The sequence below is a fragment of the Helicobacter pylori genome, from assembly GCF_006440215.1.
Lineage (GTDB): Bacteria > Campylobacterota > Campylobacteria > Campylobacterales > Helicobacteraceae > Helicobacter > Helicobacter pylori_CS.
Window position 1 is genome coordinate 181,814 of record NZ_VEZH01000001.1, and the last position, 15,674, is coordinate 197,487.

Annotated in this window: 12 protein-coding genes, 5 tRNA genes and 1 other RNA gene; 9 read left to right on the forward strand and 9 right to left on the reverse strand. The window is 39.8% G+C overall.

Annotation, left to right across the window (positions count from 1 at the left end; genetic code table 11):
- The first annotated feature begins 94 nt into the window (after positions 1-94).
- Positions 95-778: an orotidine-5'-phosphate decarboxylase gene (gene pyrF / locus FIM44_RS00880; RefSeq protein WP_121298923.1), complete on the forward strand. Its 684-nt coding sequence runs from the start codon at positions 95-97 to the stop codon at positions 776-778.
- The gene (gene panC / locus FIM44_RS00885) at positions 779-1,609 is read left to right on the forward strand and encodes a pantoate--beta-alanine ligase (protein WP_140578606.1); all 831 of its coding nucleotides are present in this window, start codon (positions 779-781) and stop codon (positions 1,607-1,609) included.
- A gap of 13 nt (positions 1,610-1,622) precedes the next feature.
- On the opposite strand, the gene FIM44_RS00890 is transcribed toward panC, so the two are convergent.
- The 8 genes from FIM44_RS00890 to groES all read right to left on the reverse strand — a co-directional run bounded on the left by FIM44_RS00890 (position 1,623) and on the right by groES (position 6,995).
- Positions 1,623-1,698 (reverse strand) — tRNA-Glu (locus FIM44_RS00890).
- Positions 1,699-1,761: 63 nt separating this feature from the next.
- Positions 1,762-1,838, reverse strand: a tRNA-Asp gene (locus tag FIM44_RS00895).
- A gap of 40 nt (positions 1,839-1,878) precedes the next feature.
- Positions 1,879-1,954: transfer RNA gene (locus tag FIM44_RS00900), tRNA-Val, on the reverse strand.
- 41 nt (positions 1,955-1,995) lie between these two features.
- Positions 1,996-2,070 (reverse strand) — tRNA-Glu (locus tag FIM44_RS00905).
- A 10-nt stretch (positions 2,071-2,080) separates the two neighbouring features.
- Positions 2,081-2,156 (reverse strand) — tRNA-Lys (locus FIM44_RS00910).
- Between the two features lie 545 nt (positions 2,157-2,701).
- Positions 2,702-4,705, reverse strand: coding sequence for a Hop family adhesin HopZ (gene hopZ, locus FIM44_RS00915; protein ID WP_140578608.1), 2,004 nt, complete (start codon positions 4,703-4,705; stop codon positions 2,702-2,704).
- A gap of 267 nt (positions 4,706-4,972) precedes the next feature.
- Positions 4,973-6,613 (reverse strand): chaperonin GroEL, encoded by a 1,641-nt coding sequence (gene groL / locus FIM44_RS00920; protein ID WP_001040293.1) that lies wholly within the window; start codon positions 6,611-6,613, stop codon positions 4,973-4,975.
- Between the two features lie 25 nt (positions 6,614-6,638).
- Positions 6,639-6,995, reverse strand: coding sequence for a co-chaperone GroES (groES, locus tag FIM44_RS00925; protein WP_000671931.1), 357 nt, complete (start codon positions 6,993-6,995; stop codon positions 6,639-6,641).
- Positions 6,996-7,272: 277 nt separating this feature from the next.
- On the opposite strand from groES, the gene dnaG reads away from it, so the two are divergent.
- From dnaG to FIM44_RS00960, 6 genes are all read left to right on the forward strand, one after another.
- The gene (gene dnaG / locus FIM44_RS00935) at positions 7,273-8,952 is read left to right on the forward strand and encodes a DNA primase (RefSeq protein WP_140578610.1); all 1,680 of its coding nucleotides are present in this window, start codon (positions 7,273-7,275) and stop codon (positions 8,950-8,952) included.
- Entirely contained in the window at positions 8,949-10,001 is a 1,053-nt protein-coding gene (locus tag FIM44_RS00940; protein WP_140578612.1) for an MnmA/TRMU family protein, read from the forward strand. The genes dnaG and FIM44_RS00940 overlap by 4 nt, the downstream gene beginning before the upstream one ends.
- Positions 10,002-10,091: 90 nt before the next feature.
- Positions 10,092-10,919, forward strand: a complete 828-nt coding sequence (locus tag FIM44_RS00945; RefSeq protein WP_140578614.1) for a DUF5718 family protein — start codon at positions 10,092-10,094, stop codon at positions 10,917-10,919.
- Between the two features lie 145 nt (positions 10,920-11,064).
- Positions 11,065-11,346, forward strand: coding sequence for a TrbC/VirB2 family protein (locus FIM44_RS00950; RefSeq protein ID WP_001272686.1), 282 nt, complete (start codon positions 11,065-11,067; stop codon positions 11,344-11,346).
- Complete coding sequence (locus FIM44_RS00955; RefSeq protein WP_000584956.1) at positions 11,346-11,609, forward strand: hypothetical protein; 264 nt, start codon at positions 11,346-11,348, stop codon at positions 11,607-11,609. The genes FIM44_RS00950 and FIM44_RS00955 overlap by 1 nt, the downstream gene beginning before the upstream one ends.
- 1 nt (position 11,610) lies before the next feature.
- Entirely contained in the window at positions 11,611-13,974 is a 2,364-nt protein-coding gene (locus tag FIM44_RS00960) for a VirB4 family type IV secretion/conjugal transfer ATPase (protein ID WP_140578615.1), read from the forward strand.
- A gap of 48 nt (positions 13,975-14,022) precedes the next feature.
- On the opposite strand, the gene ffs is transcribed toward FIM44_RS00960, so the two are convergent.
- Positions 14,023-14,120: signal recognition particle sRNA small type (gene ffs, locus FIM44_RS00965), an RNA gene on the reverse strand.
- An 83-nt stretch (positions 14,121-14,203) separates the two neighbouring features.
- Here ffs and FIM44_RS00970 point away from each other — a divergent pair.
- Positions 14,204-15,634 (forward strand): COG3014 family protein, encoded by a 1,431-nt coding sequence (locus FIM44_RS00970; protein WP_194148666.1) that lies wholly within the window; start codon positions 14,204-14,206, stop codon positions 15,632-15,634.
- Positions 15,635-15,674: the final 40 nt, after the last annotated feature.

Consider the following 15,674-nt stretch of genomic DNA (forward strand, 5'->3'; position numbering starts at 1 on the left):
TAAAATTCGTTTGTTTTTAAAACGCTTATCATAGCTAAAAATCTTGCATTTCTTTTTGTTATAATGGCGTTATTTTACACTTTAAAGGGCTTTCATGCAATTATGTGTCGCATTGGATTTAGAAAAAAAAGAGGACAATCTTTCTTTATTGCAAGAATTGAAGGGCTTAGATTTATGGGCTAAGGTGGGGCTTAGATCTTTTATAAGGGATGGGGCTGTTTTTTTAGATGAAATCAGAAAGATTGATGAAAATTTTAAGATCTTTTTGGATTTGAAGCTCTATGATATTCCTTATACGATGGCAAATGCTGCGCTAGAATGTGCGAAATTAGAAATTGACATGCTCACCGTGCATTTAAGCAGCGCTAAAAGCGCGCTAACCATTTTAATGCAACGCTTGAACGCTCTTAAAAAACGCCCCTTAATCATGGGCGTGAGCGCTTTAACCAGCTTTAGCGAAGAGGAATTTTTGATGGTGTATAACGCCCCTTTAAAAACGCAAGCGATCAAATTAAGCGCTATGGGTAAAGAGAGCGGGATTGATGGGGTGGTGTGTTCGGTGTTTGAAAGTTTGGCGATTAAAGAGGCTTTAGGTAAAAACTTTTTGACTTTAACCCCTGGCATAAGGCTGGATAAAAATGATAAAGAGGATCAAGAAAGAGTGGCGAACGCTAAAGAGGCTAAGCAAAATTTGAGCGATTTTATCGTGGTGGGCCGCCCCATTTATCAGGCTAAAGAGCCTAGAGAAGTGGTTTTAGAGCTTTTAAAGGATTGTTGAATGCGAGTGCTAGAAACGATTGCTGCTTTAAGAGAATATCGTAAAAGTTTGGAAGAAAGCGTGGGGTTTGTGCCGACTATGGGGGCTTTACACAAAGGGCATCAAAGCTTGATAGAAAGGAGTTTGAAAGAAAATTCCCACACGATTGTGAGCGTTTTTGTCAATCCCACGCAATTTGGGGCTAACGAAGATTTTAACGCTTACCCGTGCCCATTAGAAAAGGATTTGGCTTTGTGTGAAGGATTGGGTGTTAATGCGGTGTTTTTGCCTAAAATGAATGAAATGTATCCCTATGAAATAGAGCAACGCCTAAAGCTCCACGCCCCTAAATTTTTATCCCATTCTTTAGAGGGAGCCATGCGTAAAGGGCATTTTGATGGGGTTGTTCAGGTCGTGTTAAAAATGTTTCATCTTGTTAATCCCACTAGAGCGTATTTTGGTAAAAAAGACGCCCAACAGCTTTTGATTATTCAGCATTTAGTCAAAGATTTGCTTTTAGACATTGAAATAGCGCCATGCGAGATCGTGCGCGATAGCGATAATTTGGCTTTAAGCTCTAGGAATGTGTATTTGAATGCGATAGAAAGAAAACAAGCCCTAGCCATTCCAAAAGCTCTAGAAAGTATCAAGCAAGCCATAGATAAGGGCGAAAAAGCGTGCGAAAAACTGAAAAAACTAGGGCTTGAAATTTTAGAAACCTTGGAAGTGGATTATTTGGAATTTTGTAACCACAAGCTAGAGCCTTTAAAAACCATAGAGCCAACCAACACGCTGGTTTTAGTGGCGGCTCGTGTGGGTAAAACCAGGCTTTTAGATAATTTATGGGTGTAGTTTGAAATTTTTGTGGCGACCCTTGAAAGATTTGAACTTCCGTTTCCACCGTGAAAGGGTGGTATCCTTGGCCACTAGATGAAAGGGTCATTTTTAACGATTGACTATTATATTGGAAATAAAGCGTAGAAAATGATTTAAAAAGCACTTGGTGGCGGAGCGGACGGGACTCGAACCCGCGACCCCCTGCGTGACAGGCAGATATTCTAACCAGCTGAACTACCGCTCCCTATCCAAACTCCATAGCCTAAAAACGCATGCTTTAGTCATGGTGGTCGCTATAAGACTCGAACTTATGACATCTACCTTGTAAGGGTAGCGCTCTACCAACTGAGCTAAGCGACCAAAATATTGAGATAGAATCCAACTAAACCCGTATAAAAGAGTGGTGACTCCTAGGGGATTTGAACCCCTGTAACCACCGTGAAAGGGTGGTATCCTAACCACTAGATGAAGGAGCCACGATGCTCATGGTGACCCGTGTTGGATTTGAACCAACGACCCATTCCTTAAAAGGGAATTGCTCTACCAGCTGAGCTAACGGGTCTCACAAAAAGATAATGATACAATTTTTTTTAACGCTTGTCAAGAATAATTGAAAAATATTGCGGTTTTTACAGAAACGAAACGCTCTTAAAACAGCACGGGCAACCGCTTTTATTTAAATAAAAACTTGGTTTGCGCTTTAACGCTATAAGGATCGCAACAGACTCCATGCGTTTTGTTGTTGGTTAGTCTTGTTTTAGGGGTTTTAAAAAGCTTTGTTTTTATCAAGATAATATTATTGGGGTTTAAAAGATTATCGCTTGAATTAGGTTTTCCACTGACTAAAAAACGCTAAAAAGGATTTTTTCATCAAACCCCCCCAAAAAAGAAAGAGTTTAAAAAAGAAACCCCCAAACAAAGGGTTCAAAAAAAATAATTTAAAAAACCCCCAAAAAAAAGAGAGTTTAAAAAAAAGAGAGTTTAAAAGAAAGACTTTAAAAAAGAGAGTTTCAAAACAAGGGTTCAAAACAAAGGCTTCAAAATTAAACCCCCAAAAAAAGAAAGGCTTTAAAAGAAATCCCTTAAAAAGAGAGTTTCACAAAAAGCCTAGTAAGCAAACACATAATTCAAATACACGCTATAAAGCCTGCGGTATTGGAGTTGAGTGCCTAGCAAAGAATAGTAATTCGTGTTGATCGTGGGGATCTTCACGCCTAATTCCACGCCATGCTGAGCTGCATGATCGCTCGCTCTTTTCTTATTCCTAGCGAGGTTCATTCTCAAGCCCAAGTTGAATAAGAATTGGAAATTCGCCACATTCATTTTAGCGCTATAGAAATTATTGAAGGTCGCTAAATTCACATACTGGGAATTAAGCCACGAAGTGCCCGCTAACGCAATCCCCCCAAACACCCCAAAAGAAATCTTATTGTTTTTGGTGGCTTTGTCGTTGATGAAGTTATAGAGGACATCTGTTCCTACCCCATAAGTGAACACATCAGAGGCGGAGTTGAAAAAGCTGGATTTGATATAAGCATGGTTGTAATCAAAAAAGCCGTAATACCTTAACCCCCACCTTCTTTTTTGCCCAAAGAACTGCTTGTAGCCCACTTGCACGCCGATCCCGTTCATCGCACCGTTGTTGGTTTGAGAGCTGATTAAGCCAACGCGTCTGAAAGGGTTATGCCCTAATTCTTGCGTGGCGCTTAATAATTGCGAATGAGCGCTTTGGTTGACTTGATAAACAGTCTGTAAGCCCCCGGGGTTATTAGGGTTAGTGGATTGGCTTATCAAATTTTTAAGGAATGGGGAATTAGGCGTGTTTGAAGCGGTCGTGGTGATGCTGTTATAAGTGTTGTTTAAATTGCTAAGGCTGCCTCTAAAATCAAGTATAGTGCGCGCCAACAACTCAGATTGCTTGATTTGCTCGGCTTGAGTGCCAAAATGCGCAAGACTGTTATTTAAAGCCGTTATCGTCTCTTCTACATAGGCGCAACCGGCTCCCCAAGTGTTAGAAGTAACCCCTTGACTGGGTGTTGTGCCATCTGTTTTGCAGCTTGCCAAGTAACTTGTGATAAATTGTTTTGGGATAGTGTCAAGGTCTTTTTTCATTTGATCGGCTAGTTCAAGTATCTTGGCTTGCGCTTGCGCGTGATTGAGCATGTTTTGAGCGAAAGCCCTATCAGAAGAGGTGTAAGGATTGAAATCTTGTGGCGCGTTTTGATTGTTTTGAGCGTTAAGGCTTTGAGCTTGCGTTACGATTTCTTGCGCGTTTTTGATCATGCTAGTAACGGCGCTAAACTCCGTGGCAAAAACCTGACACACATTCCCGGCTGTATCTAAACCCCACGGTGCGCCCCCATTTTGTCCTGGATTGTGATTGACCCATGGGCAGTTTGTAGTGAGGACGCTTATCATTTTATTGGCTTCTTGCAAAAGGGTTTGAGCGTCGTTAGTAGTAGTAGTAGTAGTAGTAGTAGTTTCTTTACTAGTTTGCCCATTAGTTTGCGTTGTTACTTTGACTTCTATCTTTTGAGTCGTGTTATTCAAGACAGGCACCCCTTGTTTTAACGCTTGTTGGAGAACCTGATAAGCCTGATTAAGCGTTTTAAAATTCTCAATAGATAAAGGGCCGCTAACTCCGTTATTATAACCGGTTAAATTGCAATTAATGGAACTTGAATTGTGTCCTGGTTGGCCATCAAAAATTACGCTTTGTTGTCCACTATTGCCAGGACCGCATTGAACATTATAGGCGATGACATTCCACAGCCCCACCGCCGCATTCAACGCCAAATACACCGCTTGATACGCCGGAGAATTGTCTTTTTCGCCAATCAACCCTTGCGTGTTGGCTTTTAAATTATCGATCGCAGCATTGATTTCTGAAGGGCTGCTCGCATTCGTTACCGCCTGATTGAGGTTGTTGAAATTGTTTAAAAGATTGCTCAAATTCTCATAAGTGTCCGAAAGTCTTTTCAATTCGCCGGTGTTTTTCACTATTTGAGCGGCTTCACCGATTTGATAGCCCGCGCTTATAAAAAAGCCGTTGTCTTCAGCGTTTAAAAGCGATGAAGCGAGAGAGAGAGAGAGTAAAAGGGTTTTTTTCATAAATATTCTCCTTGAAATTAAAATGGTTAGATGAGTTTTGTAATAAGAATGAGATCTTATCACAAGATTTCGTTAATTATAGTATGAACTGATAAGATTTTTGCACTAATTTGGCATTTTGTTGTTTCAAAAAAAAAAAAAAAAAAAAAGGTTTTTTGGTGTTTTGGAAACATTCTCAATATTAAAAGGGGGTTAAAATGGGGGTTTGTCAAATAAAAGCCCCCAAAAAAGGGCTTTTATTAAGAAAAGATAAAAGCAAGGGGGGGCTTACATCATGCCGCCCATGCCTCCCATACCGCCCATGCCACCCATATCAGGCATTGCTGGGGCCGCTTTTTCTTCTTTGATTTCATGCACGGTGGCTTCTGTGGTTAAAAGCAGGCTTGAAACCGAAACCGCATTTTGTAAAGCGATCCTTTCTACTTTTAAGGGGTCAATAATGCCCTCTTTAAACATATCCACATACTTGCCATTGCTAGCGTTAAAACCAAAATGCCCTTCGTGTTTTTCTACTTCATTCACGACCACACCGCCATCATAACCGGCATTGATAGCGATTTGAGCTAATGGGGCTTTAATGGCGCGCATGATGATTTCATAGCCCACTTTTTCATCATCGTGTAAATTCAAATGCACTTTTTGAGCCGCGCGGATGAGGGCCGCACCGCCGCCAATAACAATGCCTTCTTCAACAGCCGCTTTAGTCGCGCTCAACGCGTCATCCACCCGGTCTTTTTTCTCTTTCATTTCCACTTCGCTCGCAGCGCCCACTTTAATCACAGCCACACCGCCAGAGAGTTTAGCCAATCTTTCTTGCAATTTTTCTTTGTCGTAATCGCTTGTCGTGCTCGCGATTTGGGTTTTGATTTGCGCGACTCTGTCTTTGACATCATGGCTATGGCCTTTGCCATCTACGATCGTGGTGTTGTCTTTGTCAATCACAATCCTTCCGGCTTTGCCTAAAAACTCCACTTCAGCGTTTTCTAGACTCAAGCCCAATTCTTCGCTAATGACTTGACCGCCGGTTAAAATAGCGATGTCTTTGAGCATTTCTTTTCTTCTGTCCCCAAAGCCTGGAGCTTTAACCGCTGCGATATTCAACACGCCTCTTAATTTATTCACCACTAGAGTCGTTAAAGCTTCGCCCTCAATGTCTTCAGCGATGATTAAAAGCGGTTTGCCTTCTTTCATGGTTTTTTCTAGTAGCGGGAGAATGTCTTTCATGCTAGAGATTTTTTTATCCGTTAAAAGGATGTAAGCGTTATCCAATTGAGCGGTCATTTTCTCAGCGTTGGTTACAAAGTAAGGGGAGAGGTAGCCTCTATCAAATTGCATGCCCTCTACGACATCTAGTTCATCTTCAATGCCCTTAGCTTCTTCAACGGTGATCACGCCGTCTTTACCCACTTTTTCCATAGCGTCAGCGATGAGTTTCCCGATATTGTGATCGGAGTTTGCAGAAATGGTCGCCACTTGGGTGATTTCTTCTTTACCGCCTACTTTTTTGCTCGCTTTTTTAAGCTCATTAATAATGGCTTCAGCGGCTTTATCCATGCCTCGTTTCACTTCAATGGGGTTAGCCCCAGCCGTGATATTCCTCAAACCTTCTTTAAAAATGCTATAAGCCAGCACGGTCGCTGTGGTCGTGCCATCGCCGGCAGCATCAGCGGTTTTGCTCGCTACTTCTTTAACGAGTTGAGCGCCCATGTTAGCCACTGGGCAACTTAATTCAATCTCTTTAGCCACGCTCACGCCGTCTTTGGTGATGCTTGGAGCGCCATAGCTTTTTTGGATCAACACATTCCTGCCTCTTGGCCCCATAGTTACTTTGACAGCGTCATGGAGTTGTCTCACGCCTTCAAATAAAAGGTTTCTTGCGCTATCTGAAAATTTGATTTCTTTTGCCATTTTGTATCCTTAAATATTAATGTTTTTAGTGTTTTTTGTGATCATGACAGCAAGCTTCATGCTCTTTGGCATGTTTATGGTCATGATTATCTGTATGACAACAAGAGCCTGAGCCCACAATACCTAGAATGTCTTCTAGTTCTAGCACCATGTATTCAGTGCCGTCTAAAACGATTTCTGCGCCTTTGTATTTGCCAAAAGCGATCACATCGCCTTCTTTAACGCATTTGCAACCCTCACTGATTTTATGGCTAACCGCTTTGACTACGCCCATTAAAGGCTTTTCTTTAGCGTTATCAGGGATGATGATGCCTGAACTGGTTTTGTTCTCTTCTTCAAGTCTTTCTACTAAGACCCTTTCTCCTAATGGTTGAAACTTCATTTCAGTTCTCCTAAGTTTTGATAAATAAAATAGAAATTTAGCGCTTATTGTTATTAAGCGACACAACTATAGCGCATTTTTAGGGATAAGTCAAGCCATAAAACCAAAGCTAAGATTATAATTATAAGGATTATTAAGTCTATTTGTATAAGGTTTTATTAGTTTAAAAATATAAGGATTAGAAAAAGGGGCGTTATCAACAAAGATTTTATTTATTGAGTATAATCCCTTTTGAGAAAGTCAAACCAAAAAAGCCCATTTGAAGAAAGCATGAAAAATGATTCTTAAAAGTTCCATTGATCGCCTTTTGCAAACGATAGATATTGTAGAAGTCATTAGCTCTTATGTGGATTTGAGGAAATCAGGTTCGAATTACATGGCTTGTTGCCCGTTTCATGAAGAAAGGAGCGCGAGTTTTAGCGTCAATCAAATTAAAGGGTTTTACCATTGCTTTGGGTGTGGGGCGAGCGGGGATAGCATTAAATTTGTGATGGCGTTTGAAAAACTTTCGTTTGTGGAAGCGCTTGAGAAATTAGCCCACCGATTCAATGTAGCTTTAGAGTATGACAAAAGCGCTTATTACGATCATAAAGAAGACTACCACCTTTTAGAAATGGTGAGTTCGTTGTATCAAGAAGAGCTTTTTAACGCCCCGTTTTTTTTGAATTATTTGCAAAAAAGAGGGCTTAGCATAGAGAGCATCAAAGCGTTTAAATTAGGGTTATGCACGAATAGAATTGATTACGGTATTGAAAATAAAGGCTTGAATAGGGACAAGCTCATTGAATTAGGCGTGCTAGGCAAGAGCGATAAAGAGGATAAAACCTATTTGCGCTTTTTGGATCGCATCATGTTCCCTATTTATAGCCCTAGCGCTCAAGTGGTGGGTTTTGGAGGGCGCACCTTAAAAGAAAAAGCGGCCAAGTATATCAATTCGCCCCAAAGTAAGCTTTTTGATAAATCCAGTTTGCTCTATGGCTATCATTTGGCTAAAGAACACATCTATAAACAAAAGCAGGTCATTGTAACAGAGGGGTATTTGGATGTGATTTTATTGCACCAAGCGGGTTTTAAAAACGCCATAGCCACGCTTGGGACAGCTTTAACGCCATCGCATTTGCCCTTGCTTAAAAAAGGCGATCCCGAAATTCTTTTGAGCTATGATGGGGATAAGGCAGGGCGAAACGCAGCCTATAAAGCGAGCTTGATGTTGGCTAAAGAGCAAAGGAGGGGGGGGGTGATTCTATTTGAAAACAACCTGGATCCAGCGGATATGATCGCTAATAATCAGATTGAAACCCTAAAAAATTGGCTATCGCGCCCCATGGCTTTTATTGAATTTGTTTTAAAACACATGGCGGGTTCCTATTTTTTAGACGATCCTTTAGAAAAAGATAAGGCTCTTAAAGAAATGTTAGGGTTTTTAAAAAACTTTTCCTTGCTTTTACAAAGCGAATACAAGCCCTTAATCGCTTCTCTTTTGCAAGCGCCTTTGCATGTTTTAGGGATTAGAGAGCCAGCCTCTTTTCAGCCTTTTTACCCCCAAACAGAAAAACCCAATCTTGCTCAAAAGTTCGCTCATGTTCCTAACACGATGAGTTTGGAATTTTTAGAAAAATTAGTGATCCGCTATCTTTTAGAAGACAGAAGCTTGTTGGATTTGGCGGTGGGTTATATCCATAGTGGGGTGTTCTTGCATAAAAAGCAAGAATTTGACGCTTTGTGTCAAGAAAAATTGGACGACCCTAAATTAGTTGCGTTATTATTAGACGCGGATTTACCCCTAAAAAAAGGGGGTTTTGAAAAGGAATTGCGTTTGTTGATTTTGCGCTATTTTGAGCGCCAACTCAAAGAAATCCCTAAAAGCTCGCTCCCTTTTAGCGAAAAAATGATTTTTTTAAAAAAGGCTCGTCAGGCCATTATGAAATTAAAACAAGGAGAATTAGTCGCCATATGAAAAAGATTAAAGCTTTAGCCTTATTCAGTGGGGGGTTGGATAGTTTGTTGTCCATGAAATTACTCATCGATCAAGGCATTGAAGTAACCGCTTTACACTTCAATATAGGGTTTGGGGGGAATAAAGATAAAAGAGAGTATTTTGAAAACGCCACCGCGCAAATTGGGGCTAAGCTCTTGGTGTGCGATATTAGAGAGCAGTTTTTTAACGATGTGTTGTTCAAGCCCAAATACGGCTATGGGAAATATTTTAACCCTTGTATTGACTGCCATGCCAATATGTTTAGGAACGCTTTTTACAAGATGCTTGAATTGAACGCGGATTTTGTTTTGAGCGGGGAAGTGCTAGGGCAACGCCCTAAATCCCAAAGGAAAGAAGCGCTCAATCAGGTGAGGAAATTAGTCAGAGAGGTGGGCGAAGAGGCTCGTTTTGATCCCGTTTTAGACCGAACACAAGCAGGCGATGAAAAACCGCAATTTTTAGATGAGTTGTTATTGCGGCCCATGAGCGCTAAACTCTTAGAGCCTACTTTCATGGAAAAAAAGGGTTGGGTTGATAGAGAAAAACTTTTAGATGTGAGCGGTAGGGGGCGGAGCAGGCAATTGCAAATGATCAAAGATTACGGCTTGAAATATTACGAAAAGCCAGGTGGGGGGTGCTTGCTTACGGACATTCAAGTGAGTAATAAGATTAAGAATCTGAAAGAATACAGAGAAATGGTGTTTGAAGACAGCGTGATTGTCAAAAACGGGCGTTATTTTGTCTTACCCCATAACGCTCGTTTGGTGGTGGCAAGGAATGAAGAAGAAAACCACAAGCTAGACATTCAGCACCCTTTAATGGATAAGATTGAATTACTAAGCTGTAAAGGCCCTTTGAGTTTAGTGGATAAAAACGCCAGCCAAGAAGATAAAGAATTGGCCGGCCGTATCGCTTTAGGCTATGCTAAGACTTTAAAAAATCAAGCTTACCTCATTCAAATAGGGAACGAAAAGCGTGAGCTTTACCCTTTGGATAAAGAGAACGCTAGGGAGTATTTGTTCGCTTGAAAGGGAGTTTTTGAGAATTTTAGGGGTTTTCTTTTATGCTATAATGAAAAAAGCTCTAATCAGCGTTAGGCTGTTTTTTAGGAGGTTTGCATGCAAGAGTTTTTAGGTTTTGGTGTGGTGGGGAATTTTGCAGGGCATTTGGAACAAGCAGGAGAGAGTCATAGTTTTATTAACATGAAAAGCGAAGAAAAGGACGCTCCTAAGGGGTTATTCCCTTTTTATATCCCGTATGAGAATTGCTATTTGGGGCGTTGTTGCATTGATAACCATAAGATTATTTTGCCTAATGATCCCAATTTAAGGGTGCAAGCAGAGCCAGAAATCGCTTTAGAATGCGATGTTAAATACGATGAAAAACATTTGGTAACCAAGCTTGTGCCTAATTTTTTCATGGCGTTTAACGACGCTTCTGTGCGTAATTTAGACGCCGCAAAACTCTCCCAAAAAAAGAATTTTTCACCAGCTTCTAAAGGCATAGGGCAGAAATTGCCCATTGACAGGTTTGTTTATGGGGGGGTGTGCAACAATTTCTCTATCGCGTCTTTTTTGAAATACGATAATGTTTGGCACATTTATGGGGAAAACAGCAAATTGCTCAAATACGAGTTTTTTTATCAAAAGCTTTTAGATTGGATCAAAGACCAACTAAACCACCAACAAGATGGCGACTCTTTAGAGGCTCTAAGACCTTTTTTAGAGCGCCATAATTTCCCCACTAAAATGATTTTTGCGATTGGAGCTACCCCTTATATGCCCTTTGCGCAAGAGCATTTTTTGCAAAAAGGCGATGAGGTGGTGATTGTCGCTTACAACCATTTGCAATATAGTTTTGAAAAGATTCAAAACCTCTTAGAAGAGGACGCCCTACAAGCCAAAGAACACGCTAATCTTTCTTATGTCTATCAAATCGTAGAATAGTAAGGCTTTTACCTCTTTAGCTTTGCTTTTTTACCCCTTTAAAGATTAAATACACCCTTTTTGAGCCTTTTTAGAGGGTTTTTATGGTTTTTTTGAGATAATAAAGACTTATAAAGTTAATTAAAATTAAACAAAAGGGGTTTTGATGTCCGCTCATTTTTTAAAAATCATTTTTTTAGTAGGCATGTGCGTTTCAAGTTTGTTCGCTGAAGGATTAGAAGGGTTTTTTAACGCTCTAGAAGCCCAGCTCAAAAGCCCCATCGCTAAGGGGATTTTAATGGTGATTTTCATAGGGATCGCTATTTATGTGTGGAGGAATTTAGACCGGTGGAAAGAGATTTTATTCACGATCCTTGGCGTGGTGTTTGGGATTTTTTTATTCTTTAAGGCCCCGAGTTTGGCGAATTGGTTTATGGGAATTTTTTAATGATTATCCTGTCAGCGAGCGTGAAGAATTTGCGTGAAATTTCGGTTAAAGAAAAATTTTTATGGCTGAACGCTAAGTCTTATTTGATTTCGGTTTTTGCGCCTTTTATCTTGCTCCCTTGGATTGATTTGTTGAGCGCTTTTTTGTTGTATTTAGGGTTTTTAGCACTCTTTAGCGTGCTGGAATTTTTTGATGAAGATATTGCAGATATTATTGTGGCTAAAAGCAAAATAAAAACTAAAACCAAATGTTATAGAGCGTAGAATGTTAGAAAAGCTTTTGAGCGCTATCAAACAAAAAGTTTCAAACTATTTTTTAGGGGTTTTGCCTAAAAGCTATTCTATGAGCGAAGAAAACAACCTTTTAGGCTTGTATGATGAACATTTCTTGCTCACTAAAAACGAAAACTTAGTGGGCATTCTCCGTTTAGAGGGAGTGAGCTACACCCATTTAAGCACAGAGCAATTGCAAGATCTTTTCACCGAGCGCCAGATGGCGTTGGATTCTTTAGAAAAAGTCGTGGCGCGCCTCGTGGTTAAAAGGCGTAAAATTGATCACCAACAAAATATCCAATCTGACTCTAAATACTTGCAAGCGATCTTGAATCAATTTGAAAACAAAGAAGTGTATGAGAATCAGTATTTTTTAGTTTTAGAAAGCACTCACTCTTTACAAGGTGTTTTGGAGCATAAGAAAAAATCTCTCATGCATGCTAATAGGGAAAATTTTAAGGACATTCTCTCTTATAAAGCGCATTTTTTGCAAGAAACTTTAAAAAGCTTAGAAATCCAGCTCAAAAACTATGCCCCCAAACTCTTAAGCTCCAAAGAGGTTTTGAATTTTTATGCGGAATACATTAACGGGTTTGATCTCCCTTTAAAGCCCTTAGTGGGGGGGTATTTGAGCGACAGCTATATCGCTAGTTCTATCACTTTTGAAAAAGATTATTTCATTCAAGAAAGCTTTAATCAAAAAACCTATAACCGCTTGATTGGCATTAAAGCTTATGAGAGCGAGCGCATCACTTCTATAGCGATCGGAGCGCTTTTATACCAAGAGACGCCACTAGATATTATCTTTTCTATAGAGCCTATGAGCGTCAATAAAACGCTGAGTTTTTTAAAAGAACGGGCCAAATTCAGCATGTCCAATCTCGTTAAAAACGAGCTGCTAGAATACCAAGAACTGGTCAAAACCAAACGCCTATCCATGCAAAAATTCGCCTTAAACATTCTTATCAAAGCCCCTAGTTTAGAGGATTTAGATACTCAAACAAGCTTAGTTTTAGGGCTTTTATTTAAAGAAAACTTAGTGGGCGTTATAGAAACTTTTGGCTTGAAAGGGGGGTATTTTTCCTTTTTCCCTGAACGCATCCATTTAAACCACCGCTTGCGTTTTTTAACCTCTAAAGCCCTAGCGTGTTTAATGGTGTTTGAAAGGCAAAATTTAGGTTTTAAGGCTAATTCATGGGGGAATAGCCCTTTGAGTGTGTTTAAAAATTTGGATTATTCCCCTTTTTTATTCAATTTCCACAACCAAGAAGTGAGCCACAACAACGCTAAAGAAATCGCCAGAGTGAATGGGCATACCTTAATCATAGGGGCTACCGGGAGCGGTAAAAGCACGCTGATTAGCTTTTTAATGATGAGCGCTTTGAAATACCAAAACATGCGCCTTTTAGCATTTGATAGGATGCAAGGGCTGTATTCTTTCACAAAATTTTTTAAAGGGCATTACCATGACGGCAAATCTTTTAGCATCAACCCCTTTTGTTTAGAGCCTAATTTGCAGAATTTAGAATTTTTGCAATCCTTCTTTTTGAGCATGTTTGATCTTGCCCCTTCAAGGGATAAAGAAGCCTTAGAAGACATGAATGCGATTTTGAGCGCGATTAAGAGCCTTTATGAGACCTTATACCCTAAAGCTTTTAGTTTGTTAGATTTTAAAGAAACGCTTAAAAGAACCTCATCTAACCAATTGGGCTTGAGTTTAGAGCCGTATTTGAATAACCCCCTTTTTAACGCTTTGGATGACGCGTTCAACTCAAGCGCTTTTTTAAATGTGATAAACCTAGATGCCATCACCCAAAACCCTAAAGACTTAGGGCTTTTAGCCTATTATTTGTTTTATAAAATCTTAGAAGAATCCAGGAAAAACGACAGCGGTTTTTTGGTTTTTTTAGACGAGTTTAAATCCTATGTGGAAAACGATTTATTGAACGCTAAAATTAACGCTTTAATCACGCAAGCCAGAAAGGCTAATGGCGTGGTGGTGTTGGCTTTGCAAGACATTTACCAATTAAGCGGGGTTAAAAACGCCCATAGTTTTTTAAGCAACATGGGGACTCTTATTTTGTACCCGCAAAAAAACGCTAGGGAGTTGAAACACAACTTCAATGTGCCTTTGAGCGAAACTGAAATTTCTTTTTTAGAAAATACCCCTTTGTATGCCAGGCAGGTTTTAGTCAAAAATCTAGGCAACGGGAGTTCTAACATGATTGATGTGAGTTTGGAGGGTTTGGGGCGTTATTTGAAAATCTTTAATTCAGACTCTAGCCATGTGAATAAAGTGAAAGCGTTACAAAAAGACTACCCTAAAGAGTGGCGTGAGAAACTTTTGAAGAGCTAGTTTTAAAAAGTTAGTTTTGTTTTAAAAAGTCAATATCACTTTGAAGACTCCTATTCAGATGGCTAAGGCACACAAGAAATTAGGGGACTCTGCTGTATTCCTACCCTGAAGCGTTACCCTAAAATCCTATTGCATAGGTCTAAATAAGAGCTTAAGGATCATTTTAACCATAAAAAGCTTATGTTTTCATTAAAAATGTTATGATACGCTCAAATAGTCAAGCAAAAAAATGCCAATTAAAAGGGTTAGATTGAAAATATTCGTTCTGTTGATGTCGGTAATTTTAGGAGTATCATTAACAGGTTGCATAGGCTATCGTATGGACTTAGAACATTTTAACACGCTCTATTATGAAGAAAGCCCTAAAAAAGCTTATGAATATTCCAAACAATTCACTAAGAAAAAAAAGAACGCTCTTTTATGGGATTTGCAAAACGGCTTGAGCGCTTTATACGCAAGAGATTACGAAACTTCTTTAGGGGTATTAGAACAAGCTGAGCAACGCTTTGATAAAACGCAAAGCGCTTTTACAAGAGGGGCTGGTTATGTGGGCGCTACCATGATTAATGATAATGTGCGCGCTTATGGGGGGAATATTTATGAGAGCGTTTTAATCAATTATTACAAAGCGATAGACTACATGCTTTTAAACGATAGCGCGAACGCTAGGGTGCAATTCAACCGCGCGAATGAACGCCAGCGCAGGGCTAAAGAATTTTATTATGAGGAAGTTCAAAAAGCCATTAAAGAGATCGATTCTAGCAAAAAGCATAATATTAATATGGAACGCTCTAGGGTAGAAGTGAGCGAGATTTTAAACAACACTTATTCTAATTTAGACAAATACGAAGCTTATCAAGGCTTGCTTAACCCGGCGGTTTCGTATCTTTCAGGGTTGTTTTACGCTTTAAATGGGGATAAAAATAAGGGGTTAGGCTATCTTAATGAAGCCTATGGGATCAGTCAAAGCCCTTTCGTGGCTAAAGACTTGGTTTTTTTCAAAAACCCTAATAGAAACCATTTCACTTGGATCATCATTGAAGATGGTAAAGAGCCGCAAAAAAGCGAATTTAAAATTGATGTGCCTATTTTTATGATCGATTCGGTTTATAATGTGAGTGTGGCTTTGCCCAAGCTAGAAAAAGGGGAAGCGTTTTATCAAAATTTCACCCTCAAAGACGGAGAAAAAGTAACGCCCTTTGACACTTTAGCCTCAATAGATGCAGTGGTCGCTAGCGAGTTTAGGAAGCAATTGCCCTATATTATCACTAGAGCCATTTTATCGGCTACTTTTAAGGTGGGCATGCAAGCGGTGGCGAATTATTATTTGGGGTTTGTTGGAGGGCTAGTAACTTCGTTGTATTCAGGTGTTAGCACCTTTGCCGACACCAGAAACACGAGCATTTTTGCCCATAAAATCTACCTCATGCGCATCAAAAATAAAGCCTTTGAAAGTTATGAAGTTCGAGCCGATTCCATTGACGCTTTTTCGTTTTCATTAAAGCCTTGTAAAAGATCGCTTGAAAGCCCTAAAATCATTGACGCTAGGGAATTGCTTTCTGGGTTTGTAACAGCCCCACAAGTCTTTTGCTCTAACCGCCATAATATTTTATATGTGCGCAGCTTTAAAAACGGGTTTGTTTTGAGTCATTTAAAATGATTCCAAAACCCCCCAAAGGAATTTTTAGTTTTTAAGTGTC

What these genes read in the sequence shown, in the direction of transcription:
- pyrF (WP_121298923.1), top strand. Translation starts at nt 95, where the DNA reads ATGCAATTATGTGTCGCATTGGATTTAGAAAAAAAAGAGGACAATCTT.
- panC (WP_140578606.1), top strand. Translation starts at nt 779, where the DNA reads ATGCGAGTGCTAGAAACGATTGCTGCTTTAAGAGAATATCGTAAAAGT.
- hopZ (WP_140578608.1), bottom strand. Translation starts at nt 4,705, where the DNA reads ATGAAAAAAACCCTTTTACTCTCTCTCTCTCTCGCTTCATCGCTTTTA.
- groL (WP_001040293.1), bottom strand. Translation starts at nt 6,613, where the DNA reads ATGGCAAAAGAAATCAAATTTTCAGATAGCGCAAGAAACCTTTTATTT.
- groES (WP_000671931.1), bottom strand. Translation starts at nt 6,995, where the DNA reads ATGAAGTTTCAACCATTAGGAGAAAGGGTCTTAGTAGAAAGACTTGAA.
- dnaG (WP_140578610.1), top strand. Translation starts at nt 7,273, where the DNA reads ATGATTCTTAAAAGTTCCATTGATCGCCTTTTGCAAACGATAGATATT.
- FIM44_RS00940 (WP_140578612.1), top strand. Translation starts at nt 8,949, where the DNA reads ATGAAAAAGATTAAAGCTTTAGCCTTATTCAGTGGGGGGTTGGATAGT.
- FIM44_RS00945 (WP_140578614.1), top strand. Translation starts at nt 10,092, where the DNA reads ATGCAAGAGTTTTTAGGTTTTGGTGTGGTGGGGAATTTTGCAGGGCAT.
- FIM44_RS00950 (WP_001272686.1), top strand. Translation starts at nt 11,065, where the DNA reads ATGTCCGCTCATTTTTTAAAAATCATTTTTTTAGTAGGCATGTGCGTT.
- FIM44_RS00955 (WP_000584956.1), top strand. Translation starts at nt 11,346, where the DNA reads ATGATTATCCTGTCAGCGAGCGTGAAGAATTTGCGTGAAATTTCGGTT.
- FIM44_RS00960 (WP_140578615.1), top strand. Translation starts at nt 11,611, where the DNA reads ATGTTAGAAAAGCTTTTGAGCGCTATCAAACAAAAAGTTTCAAACTAT.
- FIM44_RS00970 (WP_194148666.1), top strand. Translation starts at nt 14,204, where the DNA reads ATGCCAATTAAAAGGGTTAGATTGAAAATATTCGTTCTGTTGATGTCG.